Below are 14,997 nucleotides of genomic sequence, written 5' to 3'. Positions count from 1 at the left end.
ATATCTTTTTTTTGCACAATGTTTGTAAAAGTTGTACCATTATAGACAAGGTAACTAACGTTGCTGTTCTTGTTTAATGAAAGGTGATTGCGAAGTTGAAAGATACATTTGTTGAAAAAGTAGATGACTTTGTAAAGCAGCATGATGTATTAAAGAATGATTCAACAATTGTTGTGGGAGTTTCTGGTGGTCCTGACTCGTTAGCCCTTTTATATTATTTATTAGAAAAAAGAGCGGAAAAACAGTTGGAAATTGTAGTAGCTCATGTGGATCATATGTTTAGAGGTGATGAATCTCATGAGGATTTACAGTTTGTGCAGGACCTTTGTGAAGAACTGGGAATTATTTGTGAAACGATAAGGATTAATGTATCACAATATCAACAGCAATACGGAATGAATGCACAGGTTGCTGCTAGAGAATGCAGATATGCATTTTTGGAAAGAATAATGAAGAAATATGATGCAAGATATGTTGCTCTTGGACATCATGGAGATGATCAAGTCGAGACAATTTTAATGCGTCTTGTAAGAGGGAGTACTCCGAAAGGATATGCAGGAATTGCAGTGAAGCGTCCTTTTCATAATGGATATTTAATTAGGCCGTTACTTGGGGTAACGAAGGAAGAAATTGTTGATTACTGTAATAAGCTAAATTTAATTCCACGTATAGATCCGAGTAATAAAAAGGAAGTATATACAAGGAATCGATTACGTAAATATGTCCTTCCTCACTTAAAAGAAGAAAATCCACAAATGCATGAGAAATTCCAAAAATTTAGCGTGCAGATGCAAGAGGATGAGGCTTATTTGCAGGAATTAGCTTTTGAGAAAATGAATAAAGTAATTACAAAAAAAAGTGATAAACAAATTAGCTTATCAATTCCTGCCTTTGAATCCATGTCTATGCCTTTACAAAGAAGAGGGATTCAACTAATATTAAACTATCTTTATGAATATAAGATTCCATCTTCTCTTTCTTCTATACATATTGACAAGGTGATTGAGTTTTTTAAGCGGACACAACCTTCAGGTTCACTTGATTTTCCAGGTGATTTGAAAATTGTTCGCACATACGAGGAGTGTAGCTTTAGATTTAAACAAGAAATTGTCTCTCCTTTTTTGCAAGATTTATCAGTACCCGGGACCATTACACTATTGAACGGGGATGAATTTGTAACAGAGGTGAGCGAAGATATACCAAGTAACATGAATGAAACAGTATTTGTTGCTAAGTATAATGATATATCATATCCACTTCGTATTCGTTCTAGGGAAAATGGAGATCGCATGTCAATACAAGGTATGGATGGCACGAAAAAGATAAAAGCTATTTTTATCGAAGCGAAAGTACCAAAAGAAAAAAGAGAAGAATGGCCGGTCGTTTGTGATGCAAGTGGGAACATTATTTGGGTACCCTTGTTGAAGCGATCTGCATTTGCAATTTCGAAAGAGATGGCAAAGAAGGGTAAATATATGATTATTCACTACAAAAGCAAGGAGTCTTCCGGGAGGATAATGAAATGATGAATCAAGATATCGAAAAAGTATTAATTTCTGAAGAACAAATACAAGAAAAGGTGCGCGAACTAGGTGCAGTTATTGCAGAGGATTATAAAAACACAGTACCTCTTGCAATTGGTGTATTAAAAGGCGCAATGCCATTTATGGCAGATTTATTAAAGAGAACAGATACATATCTTGAAATGGATTTTATGGCTGTATCTAGTTATGGTCACTCTACAGTTTCAACAGGCGAAGTGAAAATTTTAAAAGATCTTGATACTTCTGTAGAAGGTCGCGATATTTTAATCGTCGAAGATATTATTGATAGTGGTCTTACACTAAGCTACTTAGTAGACTTATTCAAATATCGTAAAGCGAAGTCTGTAAAAATTGTTACATTATTAGATAAGCCAACAGGCCGTAAGGTTGATCTGAAAGCGGATTATGTTGGATTTACTGTTCCACATGAATTTGTAGTAGGATATGGATTAGATTATAAAGAGCAGTACCGTAATCTTCCTTATGTAGGCGTATTAAAACCAAGCGTTTACTCAAATTAATTAAATACAGGCTTTACAATTGTATAGGAAAGTTTTTCTATGTTACGATTTACTATAGTGTTTATGCCGTGAGAGGAGGTTAGGAATGAATCGTATCTTCCGTAATACCATCTTTTATTTACTGATATTCTTAGTAGTAATTGGAATCGTGAGCTATTTTAATGGTTCGACACAAAAAACGACATCAGTTAGCTACGACAAATTCATTACTAAACTAGAAAGCGGTGAAGTGCGTAATGTGCAACTTCAACCGAAAAATGGTGTATTTGAGGTAAAAGGACAATTCAATAACTCTAGCCAAGGAGAACAATTTGTTACTTATGCACCAAATACTGAGGAATTACAAAAGAAAATCAATGATAAAGCGAAAGGTGCCGAAGTTAAGTATCAACCAGCAGAAGAAACAAGTGCTTGGGTAACATTCTTTACTTCAATCATTCCGTTTGTCATCATCTTCATTTTATTCTTCTTCTTATTAAACCAGGCTCAAGGCGGCGGTAGCCGTGTTATGAACTTCGGGAAAAGTAAGGCGAAGTTATATAATGATGAAAAGAAAAAAGTTCGTTTCAGAGATGTTGCTGGGGCGGATGAAGAGAAACAAGAACTTGTCGAGGTAGTTGAATTCTTAAAAGACCCTCGTAAGTTTTCTGAAGTTGGTGCCCGTATTCCGAAGGGTGTCCTATTAGTTGGACCTCCAGGTACAGGTAAAACTTTATTAGCACGTGCTGTTGCAGGTGAGGCTGGCGTTCCATTCTTCTCTATCAGTGGTTCTGACTTTGTAGAGATGTTTGTCGGTGTCGGTGCATCACGTGTACGTGATTTATTTGAAAATGCAAAGAAAAATGCTCCTTGTATCATTTTCATTGATGAAATTGATGCAGTAGGTCGTCAACGTGGCGCAGGTCTTGGTGGTGGTCATGATGAGCGTGAGCAAACATTGAACCAGTTACTTGTTGAAATGGATGGATTCGGTGCAAACGAAGGTATTATTATCATTGCTGCGACAAACCGTCCAGACATTCTTGACCCAGCGTTATTACGTCCAGGTCGTTTTGACCGTCAAATTACAGTAGATCGTCCAGATGTAAATGGCCGTGAAGCTGTACTGAAAGTACATGCGCGTAATAAACCGCTTGATGAGCATATTAATTTAAGAGCAATTGCGACTCGTACACCAGGATTCTCTGGTGCGGATCTTGAAAACTTATTAAACGAAGCTGCTTTAGTAGCTGCACGTCGAGATAAGAAGAAGATTGACATGAGTGATATCGATGAAGCAACGGATCGTGTTATTGCAGGTCCAGCTAAGAAAAGTCGTGTTATCTCTGAAAAAGAACGTAATATCGTTGCTTTCCATGAAGCAGGCCATACTGTAATTGGTGTTGTTCTTGATGAAGCTGATGTCGTTCATAAAGTAACAATTGTCCCTCGTGGTCAGGCTGGTGGATATGCGGTAATGCTTCCGAAGGAAGATCGTTACTTCATGACAAAGCCAGAGTTACTTGATAAAATCACTGGTTTACTTGGTGGTCGAGTAGCTGAGGAGATTGTATTTGGTGAAGCAAGTACAGGTGCTCACAACGATTTCCAACGTGCAACTGGTATTGCAAGACGTATGGTTACGGAATTCGGTATGAGTGATAAGCTTGGACCGATGCAATTTGGTAGCTCACAAGGTGGTCAGGTATTCTTAGGAAGAGACTTCCATTCAGAACAAAACTACAGTGATGCAATCGCACATGAAATTGATGTGGAAATGCAAACAATTATTAAAGAATGTTATGCTCGTGCGAAACATATTCTTACTGAAAAACGAGATAAGCTTGATATTATCGCGAAAACGTTACTTGAAGTAGAAACATTAGACGCAGAGCAAATTAATCATTTATATGATTATGGCAGATTACCTGAGCGTCCAACATCTTCAGATGATGTGAAAGTAAACATCAATATGAAGAAAGACGATGAAGATAAAGAAGATAAGTAAGAAATGAAGGAGTGACTATCGTCACTCCTTTTTTGTTTGTTAAGATTTTTGTTAATTACTATTAAGGGCTTAGTGGATAAAGTAATTTAAGTAAAACTAGTATTAAAAATTGAAATAGAGAGCAATCTTTTTGTAAAATGATGAGGATAGGAAAGCTGATTATATAAGTATGTGTGATATGATGTTTTTATAAGTTTTTATACATACTACACAAATATAGATTAAATAAGATAAGTGGTGAGAATATGATTTTTGTATTGGATGTAGGGAACACAAATGCTGTACTAGGCGTGTTTGAAGAGGGGGAACTTCGTCAGCATTGGCGCATGGAAACAGATCGTCATAAGACAGAAGATGAATATGGAATGCTTGTAAAACAGTTACTTGATCATGAGGGTCTTTCGTTTGAAGATGTGAAAGGTATTATTGTGTCTTCAGTCGTACCACCAATTATGTTCGCTTTAGAACGTATGTGTGAAAAATATTTTAAAATTAAACCGCTTGTAGTAGGGCCTGGAATAAAAACGGGGCTAAATATTAAATATGAAAATCCACGTGAAGTAGGCGCAGATCGAATTGTAAATGCAGTAGCGGGAATCCAATTGTATGGAAGTCCACTTATTATTGTTGATTTTGGTACGGCTACTACATATTGTTATATTAATGAAGAAAAGCATTATATGGGTGGAGTTATTACGCCAGGAATTATGATTTCAGCAGAGGCTTTATATAGTAGGGCAGCAAAACTTCCTCGTATTGAAATTACAAAACCGAGCAGTGTTGTTGGGAAGAATACAGTAAGTGCGATGCAATCAGGCATTCTTTATGGTTATGTAGGACAAGTGGAAGGTATTGTTAAGCGTATGAAAGAAGAAGCTAAACAAGAACCGAAAGTTATTGCAACAGGTGGATTGGCGAAATTAATTTCAGAAGAATCGAATGTAATTGATATTGTAGATCCATTTTTAACGTTAAAAGGCTTGTATATGTTATATGAGCGTAATGCAAATTTACAGCATGAGAAAGGTGAATAAATAAGTATGAAAGATTATTTAGTAAAAGCGTTAGCGTTTGATGGAGAAGTACGTGCGTATAGTGTACGTACAACGAATACAGTAAGTGAGGCACAAAGACGTCATGATACATGGAGAACAGCTTCGGCGGCACTTGGTCGTTCTTTAACTGCAGGTACAATGATGGGTGCGATGTTAAAAGGTGATCAAAAGTTAACGATTAAGGTAGAAGGTAATGGTCCGATTGGCCCTATCTTAGTAGATGCTCATGCAAATGGAGATGTACGTGGCTACGTAACGAATCCACATGTTGATTTTGAAGGAACGGAACAAGGGAAATTACGTGTATATCAAGCGGTAGGTACAGAAGGGTTTGTAACAGTAATTAAAGATATTGGTATGCGTGAGCCGTTTATCGGTCAATCTCCAATCGTTTCGGGAGAACTAGGGGAAGATTTCACGTATTATTTCGCAGTTTCTGAGCAGACGCCTTCTTCTGTTGGTGTGGGTGTACTTGTAAATGGAGATGACAGCGTATTAGCGGCGGGTGGATTTATCCTTCAAATTATGCCGGGCGCACAGGAAGAAACAATTTCATTCATTGAAGATCGTTTGCAAAAAATCCCGCCTGTATCAACATTGATCGAACAAGGTCTTTCTCCAGAAGAGCTACTATATGCAGTCCTTGGAGAAGATAAAGTAAAAGTATTAGAAACAATGGATGTTCAATTTAATTGTACGTGCTCACGTGAACGTATTGAGAGTGTGTTGATTAGTTTAGGTAAAACAGAGTTAGAGCAAATTCGTGAAGAAGAAGAAGAAACAGAAGTTCATTGTCATTTCTGTAATGAACGATACAAGTTCTCTAAAGAAGATATTACAAATTTAATTGAGAATTTGTAATAAGGGGATTAACCCTCCGAATAGATTGACAAACAGGGAATTTTCTGACAAAATCTAAATATAGATAAAACCAATAAAAATACTCGGTGTTAGGAGTGACAGGAATGCGAGTGGCACAATCAGTTTCAGAATTAATCGGGAAAACGCCGATCGTTAAGTTGAACCGCATCGTAGAATCAGACAGCGCAGATATATACTTAAAACTAGAATTTATGAATCCGGGGAGTAGCGTTAAAGATCGTATTGCACTAGCTATGATTGAAGATGCTGAAAAAAAGGGATTGTTAAAAGAGGGCGATACAATCATTGAGCCAACAAGTGGTAACACAGGGATTGGTTTAGCGATGGTAGCGGCTGCTAAAGGATATAATGCAATTTTAGTAATGCCAGAAACAATGAGTATTGAGCGTCGTAATTTATTACGTGCTTACGGTGCTGAATTAGTATTGACTCCAGGTCCTGAAGGGATGGGTGGAGCAATTCGTAAAGCGACTGAATTAGCGAAAGAGCATGGCTACTTTATACCACAACAGTTCAAAAACCAATCAAATCCAGAAATTCACCGTTTAACAACAGGTCCAGAAATTATTGAACAAATGGGCGACCAATTAGATGCGTTTATTGCAGGTATTGGTACAGGTGGAACGATTACTGGTGCTGGTGAAGTGCTGAAGGAAGCGTATAAAGATATTAAAATTTATGCAGTAGAACCTGCAGATTCACCAGTATTATCTGGTGGGAAACCAGGTCCACATAAAATCCAAGGAATTGGGGCGGGATTTGTTCCGGAGACGTTGGATGTAGAAGTATATGATGAAATTATTCAAGTGAAAACAGAGCAAGCATTTGAATATGCGAGAAGAGTGGCTAAAGAGGAAGGTATTTTAGTTGGTATCTCTTCAGGCGCAGTTATTTATGCAGCAACAGAAGTTGCGAAAAAGTTAGGTAAAGGGAAAAAGGTACTTGTTATTATTCCGAGTAACGGTGAACGTTATTTAAGTACACCACTTTATCAATTTGAATCATAATTAAATGCGATTGAAAAAGCATCCTTGAAAAAGGATGCTTTTTCTTTTTGGATTGGAAATAGGAAAAGAGTGAATGACTAGAAAACTTCATGTAAAATAAGAGGTAGTATAATTAAATTATTTTCACTAGCCTTCGAGTATAATCAATCTCTATATAAATAACTTATGTAGTTGGAGCTGGTTCATCTAAGAGGGTGGGATAAAAGAAGACGGGGTGTTGATATGCAACGAAGAAAATCTTTAGCGCTTTCTATTCCATATCAGTTAGATTTCTTTAAGCAATATAAATTTCTTTCTCAGGATAAGCCGCAACATATTTTGCTGGAAAGTGGACGTGGCGGTCGTTATAACATAGTGGGTTTAAACCCGGTAGCGGTAATCCAAGGGAAGGGTGAAAAGTTACATATAAGTGAAAGCGGTAAGGAAACAATAAAAAGAGGGAATCCATTAGATTTAATGCAAGAATATATGGAGAAATGGAAAACAGACTACAATCCACAGTACCCGCCTTTTCAAGGTGGTGCAATTGGCTACTTTAGTTATGATTGTATCCGTTATATCGAAAAACTCCCTTCTCTTGCAGAGGATGATCTGAATATACCCGATATATACTTTTTATTATTTGACGATGTGTTTGTCTATGATCAAAAAGAAAAGCTATTGTGGATTATTACACATTATGTAGATAAGCATGCAGAAGCAGAAGAACGTTTAAATGAATGGAAGGATCTTTGGGTGGCAGAAGTGCCTGAAGTGACTATGCCGTTTGAACGTCCTAAAAAGAAAAATGAAGCGGTTGCCTTTACAGAAACAGGCTTTATGAAGGCAGTTGAATGTATTCAAGAATATATTGGGGCGGGTGATGTGTTCCAAGTAAACTTGTCGACGAGACAAGAAAGAACTTTACAAACGCATCCACTAGAAATTTATACAAGTCTTCGTGAAATTAATCCATCTCCATATATGGGTTACCTGGAGCTTGGGGATTTTCAAATTGTTAGTGGATCGCCAGAGTTGTTAATTAAGAAACAAGGAACTGAAGTAAGTACAAGACCAATTGCTGGAACGAGATCTAGAGGCGCGGATGAGCAAGAGGATGAAGAATTAGCAAGAGAATTAATTAAGAACGAAAAAGAAAGAGCAGAGCATGTAATGCTTGTGGATTTAGAAAGAAATGATTTAGGGCGTGTTTGTAAATATGGCACTGTAGAAGTAGATGAATTTATGGTAATTGAGAAATACTCACATGTTATGCATATTGTTTCTAATGTGCGTGGTGAGGTGGAAGAAGATAAAGATGCTTTTGATTTAGTGAAGGCTGTATTCCCTGGTGGAACAATTACTGGTGCCCCGAAAATACGTACAATGGAAATTATTGAGGAATTAGAACCTGTTCGCCGAGGGATTTATACAGGTTCAATCGGTTGGATTGGTTATTCTGGAGATACAGAATTGAATATTGTAATTAGAACACTTCTTGCTAAAGATGGAAAAGCTCATGTACAAGCGGGGGCGGGAATTGTAATTGATTCAAATCCGGAAAATGAATATAAAGAGTCGTTAAAAAAGGCGATTGCTTTATGGCGTGCAAAAGAACGTAGCGAAGAAACGGTTAGGTGAGAGAAATGATATTAATGATTGATAATTATGATTCTTTTACATTTAATTTAGTGCAGTTTCTTGGAGAACTTGGACAAGAGCTCGTTGTTAAACGTAACGATGAAGTGACGATTTCAGATATCGAGAATATGAAACCAGATTTTCTAATGATTTCTCCAGGTCCATGTAGTCCTAATGAAGCGGGGATTAGTATGGAAGTTATTAAATACTTCGCGGGGAAGATTCCGATTTTTGGAGTTTGTTTAGGGCATCAATCTATTGCACAAGTGTTTGGTGGAGAGGTTGTTCGTGCAGAGCGATTAATGCATGGGAAAACTTCGCTTATGCATCATGATGGAAAGACGATTTTTTCGGATATTCCTAATCCGTTTACTGCGACGCGCTATCATTCCCTTATTGTTAAGAAAGAGACGTTACCAGATTGCTTAGAGGTAACATCTTGGACGGAGGAAGGGGAAATTATGGCGCTTCGTCATAAGACATTGCCGATAGAGGGTGTGCAATTCCATCCGGAATCTATTATGACTTCTCATGGGAAAGAGTTATTGCAGAATTTCATTCGTAAATACAGTCCAAGTGCGACATTATGTTAATTTACGTAAATGGTCAGTATGTAGAAGCAAGTGAAGCGAGAATTTCCCCTTATGATCATGGTTATTTATATGGTCTTGGAGTTTTTGAAACGTTTCGTATTTATAATGGTCATCCTTTCTTATTGGATGATCATTATGACCGTTTAATAGAGGCGCTGGATACATTGCAAATTAAATGGACAATGACAAAAAATGATGTGATGCTTATTTTGAAAGATTTACTCGCTAAGAATGAATTGAAGCATGCATATGTACGTTTTAATGTATCGGCGGGTATAGATGAAATAGGATTACAAACGGAAATATACGAAGAGCCTTCGGTTATTGTTTTTATAAAACCTTTAACAGCTCCAGGAGATGTAGTAGAAAAAGAAGGTGTTATTTTAAAACAAGTGCGAAATACACCGGAAGGGACATTTCGCCTGAAGTCTCATCACTATTTAAATAATATTTTAGGTAAGCGTGAAATTGGAAATGTTGTGAGCAAGGAAGGTATTTTCCTTACTGAAGCAGGTTATGTTGCAGAGGGTATTGTTTCGAATCTATTTTTTGTGAAAGGTGATGTTTTATATACACCTTCGTTAGAGACAGGTATTTTAAATGGTATCACTCGTGCGTTTATTATAAAGAGTGCTGAAGAATTAAATATAGAAGTAAAGGAAGGTTTCTTTACAAAAGATGAGCTACTTTCAGCGGATGAAGTCTTCGTAACAAACTCTATTCAAGAAATTGTTCCGCTTTATCGTATAGAAGCGCAGGATTTCCCGGGTAAAGTAGGAGTGGTTACAAAAAGTTTAATGTACCTTTATGGAATGCAAAGAGAGAAATTATGGAGCAGAAATGAATTACGAAGAGGAGATGTGTAGTTTGAAGTGGGATTATGATTTACGCTGCGGCGAATATACATTGAATTTAAATGAAAAGACATTAATTATGGGGATTTTAAATGTAACACCAGATTCGTTTTCTGATGGTGGTAGTTACAACGAGGTAGATGCTGCGGTACGTCACGCAAAAGAAATGCAAGGTGAAGGTGCTCATATTATTGATATTGGTGGCGAATCTACTCGCCCAGGTTTTGCTAAAGTATCAGTAGAAGAAGAAATAAAGCGAGTCGTCCCGATGATTCAAGCAGTTTCAAAAGAAGTAAAATTACCTATATCTATCGATACATATAAAGCTGAAGTTGCAAAGCAAGCAATTGAGGCTGGTGCTCATATTATTAATGATATTTGGGGGGCGAAGGCGGAGCCGAAAATTGCTGAAGTCGCAGCCCATTATGATGTACCCATCATTTTAATGCATAACCGTGATAATATGAATTATCGTAATTTAATGGCGGATATGATTGCTGATTTGTATGACAGTATTAAAATTGCTAAAAATGCTGGTGTGCGAGATGAGAATATTATTTTAGATCCAGGTATCGGTTTTGCTAAAACACCGGGGCAGAACTTAGAGGCGATGCGTAATTTAGAACAGTTAAATGTGCTAGGTTATCCGGTTCTCTTAGGTACTTCGAGAAAGTCCTTTATTGGGCACGTATTAGATTTGCCAGTAGAGGAACGCCTTGAGGGAACGGGAGCTACTGTTTGTCTTGGTATTGAAAAGGGCTGTGAGTTTGTTCGTGTCCATGATGTGAAAGAAATGGCGCGTATGGCTAAAATGATGGATGCGATGATTGGTAAGGGGGTAAGGTAATTGGATAAAATTTATATCCATGATATGGAATTTTATGGTTATCATGGTGTGTTTCCAGAGGAGAATAGATTAGGTCAGAGATTTAAAGTTGACTTAACGGTGGAGTTGGATTTAAAGCGTGCAGGGGAAATTGATGACTTAGAGCATTCGGTCAATTATGGAGAGCTTTTCGAATTATGTAGAAAAGTTGTTGAGGATAGAAAGTATAAGCTTGTGGAGAGTATCGCTGAAAATATTGCTGCAGATATATTAAAGCAATATAAAAGTATTTCACGGTGTACAATTAAGGTGATTAAACCAGATCCGCCGATACCGGGCCATTATCGCGCTGTAGCAGTAGAAATTACGAGAGAACGTCCATGAATAATATAGCGTACATTGCATTAGGGTCAAATATTGGAGAGCGTTATACGTATTTAACTGAAGCCATTCAGTTTTTAAATAAAAGTCCGTATATTCAAGTTGATGATGTTTCGTCAGTGTATGAAACTGATCCAGTTGGCTATACTGATCAAAGTTGTTTTTTAAATTTAGTTATAAAAATTTCTACCAATTTATCACCGCAAGAATTATTGAAAGTAACACAAAAAGTAGAAAATGACCTAGGAAGAAAAAGGGAAATTAGGTGGGGGCCGAGGACTATCGACCTTGACATTTTACTTTATAATCAAGAGAATATTGAAGCAGAGAATCTTATTGTTCCGCATCCGCGGATGTTCGAAAGAGCTTTTGTTATCGTTCCGTTGTTAGAGATTAATCAAGATATAAAACAAAACATTTCACGTTCACAAGTAGAAGAAATGAAAAGGCGAGAGGGAGTAACGGTATGGAAGCAGAAAAATGGGGAAGACGCATTCGTGCTTTTCGAAAGCTAAAAGGCTACACGCAAGAAGGTTTTGCTAAAGAATTAGGGGTATCAGTATCTGTTTTAGGTGAAGTTGAGAGAGGGAATCGATCGCCTTCTCAAGATTTTGTAGTAGAAGTTGCTAAGGCGTTAAATGTTTCGATAGATGAATTAATGCCAAAGTGACTGTGCAGGAAGGAGTAGGTTGATTGTTAAAGATTGCAAATATTGAGATGAAAAATCCGGTTGTATTAGCACCGATGGCGGGAGTGTGTAACTCTGCATTCCGTTTAACAGTTAAAGAATTTGGTGCAGGTTTAGTTTGTGCTGAAATGGTAAGTGATAAGGCAATATTACTGAATAACAAAAGAACATTAGATATGTTATATATTGATGAGAGAGAAAAACCATTAAGTTTACAAATTTTCGGTGGAGAGAAAGAAACGCTTGTAGATGCTGCGAAATACGTAGATAAATATACGACAGCAGACATTATTGATATTAATATGGGTTGCCCAGTACCGAAAATCGTTAAATGTGATGCGGGGGCAAGGTGGCTTCTAGATCCAAATAAAATATACGAAATGGTAGCAGCGGTTGTAGATGCTGTTGAAAAGCCGGTTACGGTTAAAATGCGTATCGGTTGGGATGAAGAACATATTTTCGCAATAGAAAATGCTAGAGCTGTTGAGCGTGCTGGCGGACAAGCTGTGGCGGTTCACGGACGTACGCGAGTGCAAATGTATGAAGGGAAAGCAGATTGGGATATCATTAAACAAGTAAAGCAAGCTGTGAATATCCCGGTTATCGGAAATGGTGATGTCGAAACACCGCAAGATGCGAAGCGTATGCTTGATGAGATTGGTGTAGATGGTGTTATGATTGGTCGTGCAGCTCTTGGGGATCCATGGATGATTTATCGTACGGTAAAGTATTTAGAGACAGGTGAATTAATGCCGGAACCAACAGTCCGTGAGAAAATTGATGTATGTATGTTGCATCTAGATCGTCTTATCGATTTAAAGAACGAAAATGTTGCTGTAAGAGAGATGAGAAAGCATGCGGCTTGGTATTTAAAAGGTGTTCGTGGTAATGCGAGTGTGCGTAATGGTATCAATACTTGCAACACGCGTGAAGACCTTGCGAATGTATTAGGTGCATTTGTAGAAGAAGTAGAGGCGAAACAACAAACAATTTACGTTGGTTAATAAGGAGGACGGAGAAGATTGACATTCTTCTACACACTTCCTATAATTACGTGAAAGAAAGAAGAACTGCCAGTTAGTTGCTGGCAGTTTTTCTAGTTGAGTAGAAAATGCTATACTGTATATATTGTAAAAATTAATAGAGCTGGAGTGATATCAATATCATGGATAACATGAACCACGAAGAATTAAACGACCAATTGCTTGTTCGTCGTGAAAAGCTACATAATTTACGTGAGCAAGGAATCGATCCGTTCGGTAAACGATTTGAACGCACAAATTCAACAACCGACTTAGTAAGTCTATATGGAGAATTCTCTAAAGAAGAATTAGAAGAGAAGGAAATCACGGTTTCTATCGCTGGTCGTATTATGACAAAACGCGGTAAAGGAAAAGCTGGATTCGCACACATTCAAGATTTACACGGACAAGTTCAAATTTACGTTCGTAAAGATACTGTTGGAGATGAAGAGTACGAGTTATTTACGACAGCAGATTTAGGTGACTTAGTAGGTATTGAAGGTAAAGTGTTCAAAACAAACGTTGGAGAACTTTCAGTAAAAGCAACAGGATTTACGCTTTTAACGAAATCTCTTCGTCCATTACCGGATAAATACCATGGATTAAAAGATGTTGAACAACGATACCGTCAACGTTACTTAGACTTAATTACAAGTATGGAAAGTCGTGAAACATTTGTTACTCGTAGTAAAATCATTCGTGAAATGAGAAGATATTTAGATGACAACGGTTATCTTGAAGTAGAAACGCCTATGATGCACGCGATTGCGGGTGGAGCATCTGCTCGTCCTTTCACTACGCATCATAATGCGTTAGATATGGAATTATATATGCGTATCGCAATTGAACTTCATTTAAAACGTCTTATTGTGGGCGGATTAGAAAAAGTTTATGAGATCGGCCGTGTATTCCGTAATGAGGGTGTATCAACTCGTCATAATCCTGAGTTTACGATGATTGAATTATATGAAGCGTACGCTGATTATAATGATATTATGAAACTAACAGAAAATATGGTTGCTCATATTGCGAAAAAAGTATTGGGTACAACAACGATCCAATATGGTGATTATGAAATTAATCTAGAACCAGAATGGACACGTCTTCATATGGTAGATGCAATTAAGCAACACTCTGGAGCGGATTTCTGGACTCCGATGAGTGTAGAAGAAGCGCGTGAGCTTGCAAAAGAACATAATGTAGAAATTAAGGATACAATGGAAGTTGGTCATATCATTAATGAGTTCTTCGAGCAAAAAGTAGAAGATAAATTAATTCAACCAACATTTATTTACGGTCATCCGGTAGAAATTTCGCCACTTGCGAAAAAGAATGACGAAGATCCACGATTCACAGATCGTTTCGAGTTATTTATCGTTGCACGTGAACATGCAAATGCATTCACTGAGTTAAACGATCCAATTGATCAAAAAGAACGTTTTGAAGCTCAATTAAAAGAGCGTGAGCAAGGTAATGACGAAGCTCACATGATGGATGATGATTATATCGAAGCTCTTGAGTACGGTATGCCTCCTACGGGTGGATTAGGAATCGGTATTGATCGTCTAGTTATGTTATTAACAAATGCACCATCTATTCGTGATGTATTATTATTCCCTGCTATGCGTCATAAACAAGACTAAGCTTTGGAGATTTCTCCAAAGCTTTTTTTATTTGAGTATGAGTTGCGTGGGTATAATAGATCTTGATGGTGCGAGAAATTATATTTATATAGAAGAAATGTGCTGTTTTTATACTTTTTTACTAAGTTAAAAATTTTATTAGAAAAACTATTGCATTTTAATAATTAAACTGGTATATTTATATCCGTTGCCACGAAAGGTAACAAGCAAAACAAACGAAAAACAACTTATTAAAAAAAGTTGTTGACGAAAATATAACAAAATGTTATATTGATAAAGTCGCTTGTGAGCGACAACGTAGTTCTTTGAAAACTGAACGAAACAAACAACGTGAAACGTCAATTTTTATTTTTAGATGCTAGACAAACTAACTT

The 14,997-nt window shown here is 37.1% G+C and carries 15 protein-coding genes; all 15 read left to right on the top strand.

All coding sequences use genetic code 11. The annotated features are described in order from the left end of the window. Window positions 1–95: 95 nt before the first annotated feature. The 15 genes from tilS to lysS all read left to right on the top strand — a co-directional run bounded on the left by tilS (window position 96) and on the right by lysS (window position 14,623). Complete coding sequence (gene tilS / locus MRP26_RS29805) at window positions 96–1,526, top strand: tRNA lysidine(34) synthetase TilS (RefSeq protein WP_000655457.1); 1,431 nt, start codon at window positions 96–98, stop codon at window positions 1,524–1,526. Further along, on the top strand, window positions 1,523–2,065 hold the full coding sequence (hpt, locus tag MRP26_RS29800) for a hypoxanthine phosphoribosyltransferase (RefSeq protein ID WP_000981846.1): 543 nt from the start codon (window positions 1,523–1,525) through the stop codon (window positions 2,063–2,065). Before tilS ends, hpt begins: the two co-directional genes overlap by 4 nt. An 85-nt stretch (window positions 2,066–2,150) precedes the next feature. Further along, window positions 2,151–4,052 (top strand): ATP-dependent zinc metalloprotease FtsH, encoded by a 1,902-nt coding sequence (gene ftsH, locus MRP26_RS29795; protein ID WP_001079669.1) that lies wholly within the window; start codon window positions 2,151–2,153, stop codon window positions 4,050–4,052. Window positions 4,053–4,297: 245 nt separating this feature from the next. Further along, window positions 4,298–5,086 (top strand): type III pantothenate kinase, encoded by a 789-nt coding sequence (locus MRP26_RS29790; protein WP_000578365.1) that lies wholly within the window; start codon window positions 4,298–4,300, stop codon window positions 5,084–5,086. Between the two features lie 6 nt (window positions 5,087–5,092). Next, on the top strand, window positions 5,093–5,968 hold the full coding sequence (gene hslO, locus MRP26_RS29785; protein WP_000656367.1) for a redox-regulated molecular chaperone HslO: 876 nt from the start codon (window positions 5,093–5,095) through the stop codon (window positions 5,966–5,968). A gap of 104 nt (window positions 5,969–6,072) precedes the next feature. Then, on the top strand, window positions 6,073–6,996 hold the full coding sequence (gene cysK, locus MRP26_RS29780; protein WP_001261712.1) for a cysteine synthase A: 924 nt from the start codon (window positions 6,073–6,075) through the stop codon (window positions 6,994–6,996). Window positions 6,997–7,218: 222 nt separating this feature from the next. Beyond that, window positions 7,219–8,616, top strand: a complete 1,398-nt coding sequence (gene pabB / locus MRP26_RS29775; RefSeq protein WP_242807439.1) for an aminodeoxychorismate synthase component I — start codon at window positions 7,219–7,221, stop codon at window positions 8,614–8,616. 5 nt (window positions 8,617–8,621) lie between these two features. Beyond that, the gene (gene pabA / locus MRP26_RS29770) at window positions 8,622–9,209 is read left to right on the top strand and encodes an aminodeoxychorismate/anthranilate synthase component II (RefSeq protein WP_000602297.1); all 588 of its coding nucleotides are present in this window, start codon (window positions 8,622–8,624) and stop codon (window positions 9,207–9,209) included. Further along, window positions 9,203–10,075, top strand: coding sequence for an aminodeoxychorismate lyase (gene pabC / locus MRP26_RS29765; protein WP_016513295.1), 873 nt, complete (start codon window positions 9,203–9,205; stop codon window positions 10,073–10,075). Before pabA ends, pabC begins: the two co-directional genes overlap by 7 nt. Beyond that, window positions 10,050–10,910 carry a dihydropteroate synthase gene (gene folP / locus MRP26_RS29760; protein WP_242807437.1) on the top strand — a complete coding sequence of 287 codons (861 nt, stop codon included), beginning with the start codon at window positions 10,050–10,052 and terminating at the stop codon, window positions 10,908–10,910. Before pabC ends, folP begins: the two co-directional genes overlap by 26 nt. Next, window positions 10,911–11,273, top strand: a complete 363-nt coding sequence (gene folB / locus MRP26_RS29755; RefSeq protein ID WP_242807435.1) for a dihydroneopterin aldolase — start codon at window positions 10,911–10,913, stop codon at window positions 11,271–11,273. Then, the gene (folK, locus tag MRP26_RS29750; protein ID WP_001059456.1) at window positions 11,270–11,785 is read left to right on the top strand and encodes a 2-amino-4-hydroxy-6-hydroxymethyldihydropteridine diphosphokinase; all 516 of its coding nucleotides are present in this window, start codon (window positions 11,270–11,272) and stop codon (window positions 11,783–11,785) included. Before folB ends, folK begins: the two co-directional genes overlap by 4 nt. Further along, window positions 11,737–11,940: a helix-turn-helix domain-containing protein gene (locus MRP26_RS29745; RefSeq protein WP_000387030.1), complete on the top strand. Its 204-nt coding sequence runs from the start codon at window positions 11,737–11,739 to the stop codon at window positions 11,938–11,940. The genes folK and MRP26_RS29745 overlap by 49 nt, the downstream gene beginning before the upstream one ends. 23 nt (window positions 11,941–11,963) lie before the next feature. Next, entirely contained in the window at window positions 11,964–12,962 is a 999-nt protein-coding gene (gene dusB / locus MRP26_RS29740; protein ID WP_000912249.1) for a tRNA dihydrouridine synthase DusB, read from the top strand. A gap of 161 nt (window positions 12,963–13,123) precedes the next feature. Continuing rightward, the gene (gene lysS, locus MRP26_RS29735; protein WP_000369686.1) at window positions 13,124–14,623 is read left to right on the top strand and encodes a lysine--tRNA ligase; all 1,500 of its coding nucleotides are present in this window, start codon (window positions 13,124–13,126) and stop codon (window positions 14,621–14,623) included. The last annotated feature ends 374 nt before the right edge of the window (window positions 14,624–14,997 follow it).

The sequence above is a fragment of the Bacillus sp. CCB-MMP212 genome, from assembly GCF_022748145.1.
In the GTDB taxonomy this organism is placed as follows: domain Bacteria; phylum Bacillota; class Bacilli; order Bacillales; family Bacillaceae_G; genus Bacillus_A; species Bacillus_A cereus.
Note: the sequence above shows the minus strand (reverse complement) of the source record. Positions and strands in the feature narration are given on the sequence as shown.

Bases quoted from the DNA above. Each gene is read 5' to 3' on its own strand.
- folP (WP_242807437.1), top strand. From the start codon at position 10,050: ATGAATTACGAAGAGGAGATGTGTAGTTTGAAGTGGGATTATGATTTA.
- hslO (WP_000656367.1), top strand. From the start codon at position 5,093: ATGAAAGATTATTTAGTAAAAGCGTTAGCGTTTGATGGAGAAGTACGT.
- pabB (WP_242807439.1), top strand. From the start codon at position 7,219: ATGCAACGAAGAAAATCTTTAGCGCTTTCTATTCCATATCAGTTAGAT.
- pabA (WP_000602297.1), top strand. From the start codon at position 8,622: ATGATATTAATGATTGATAATTATGATTCTTTTACATTTAATTTAGTG.
- lysS (WP_000369686.1), top strand. From the start codon at position 13,124: ATGGATAACATGAACCACGAAGAATTAAACGACCAATTGCTTGTTCGT.
- folK (WP_001059456.1), top strand. From the start codon at position 11,270: ATGAATAATATAGCGTACATTGCATTAGGGTCAAATATTGGAGAGCGT.
- hpt (WP_000981846.1), top strand. From the start codon at position 1,523: ATGATGAATCAAGATATCGAAAAAGTATTAATTTCTGAAGAACAAATA.
- pabC (WP_016513295.1), top strand. From the start codon at position 9,203: ATGTTAATTTACGTAAATGGTCAGTATGTAGAAGCAAGTGAAGCGAGA.
- MRP26_RS29790 (WP_000578365.1), top strand. From the start codon at position 4,298: ATGATTTTTGTATTGGATGTAGGGAACACAAATGCTGTACTAGGCGTG.
- cysK (WP_001261712.1), top strand. From the start codon at position 6,073: ATGCGAGTGGCACAATCAGTTTCAGAATTAATCGGGAAAACGCCGATC.
- ftsH (WP_001079669.1), top strand. From the start codon at position 2,151: ATGAATCGTATCTTCCGTAATACCATCTTTTATTTACTGATATTCTTA.
- MRP26_RS29745 (WP_000387030.1), top strand. From the start codon at position 11,737: ATGGAAGCAGAAAAATGGGGAAGACGCATTCGTGCTTTTCGAAAGCTA.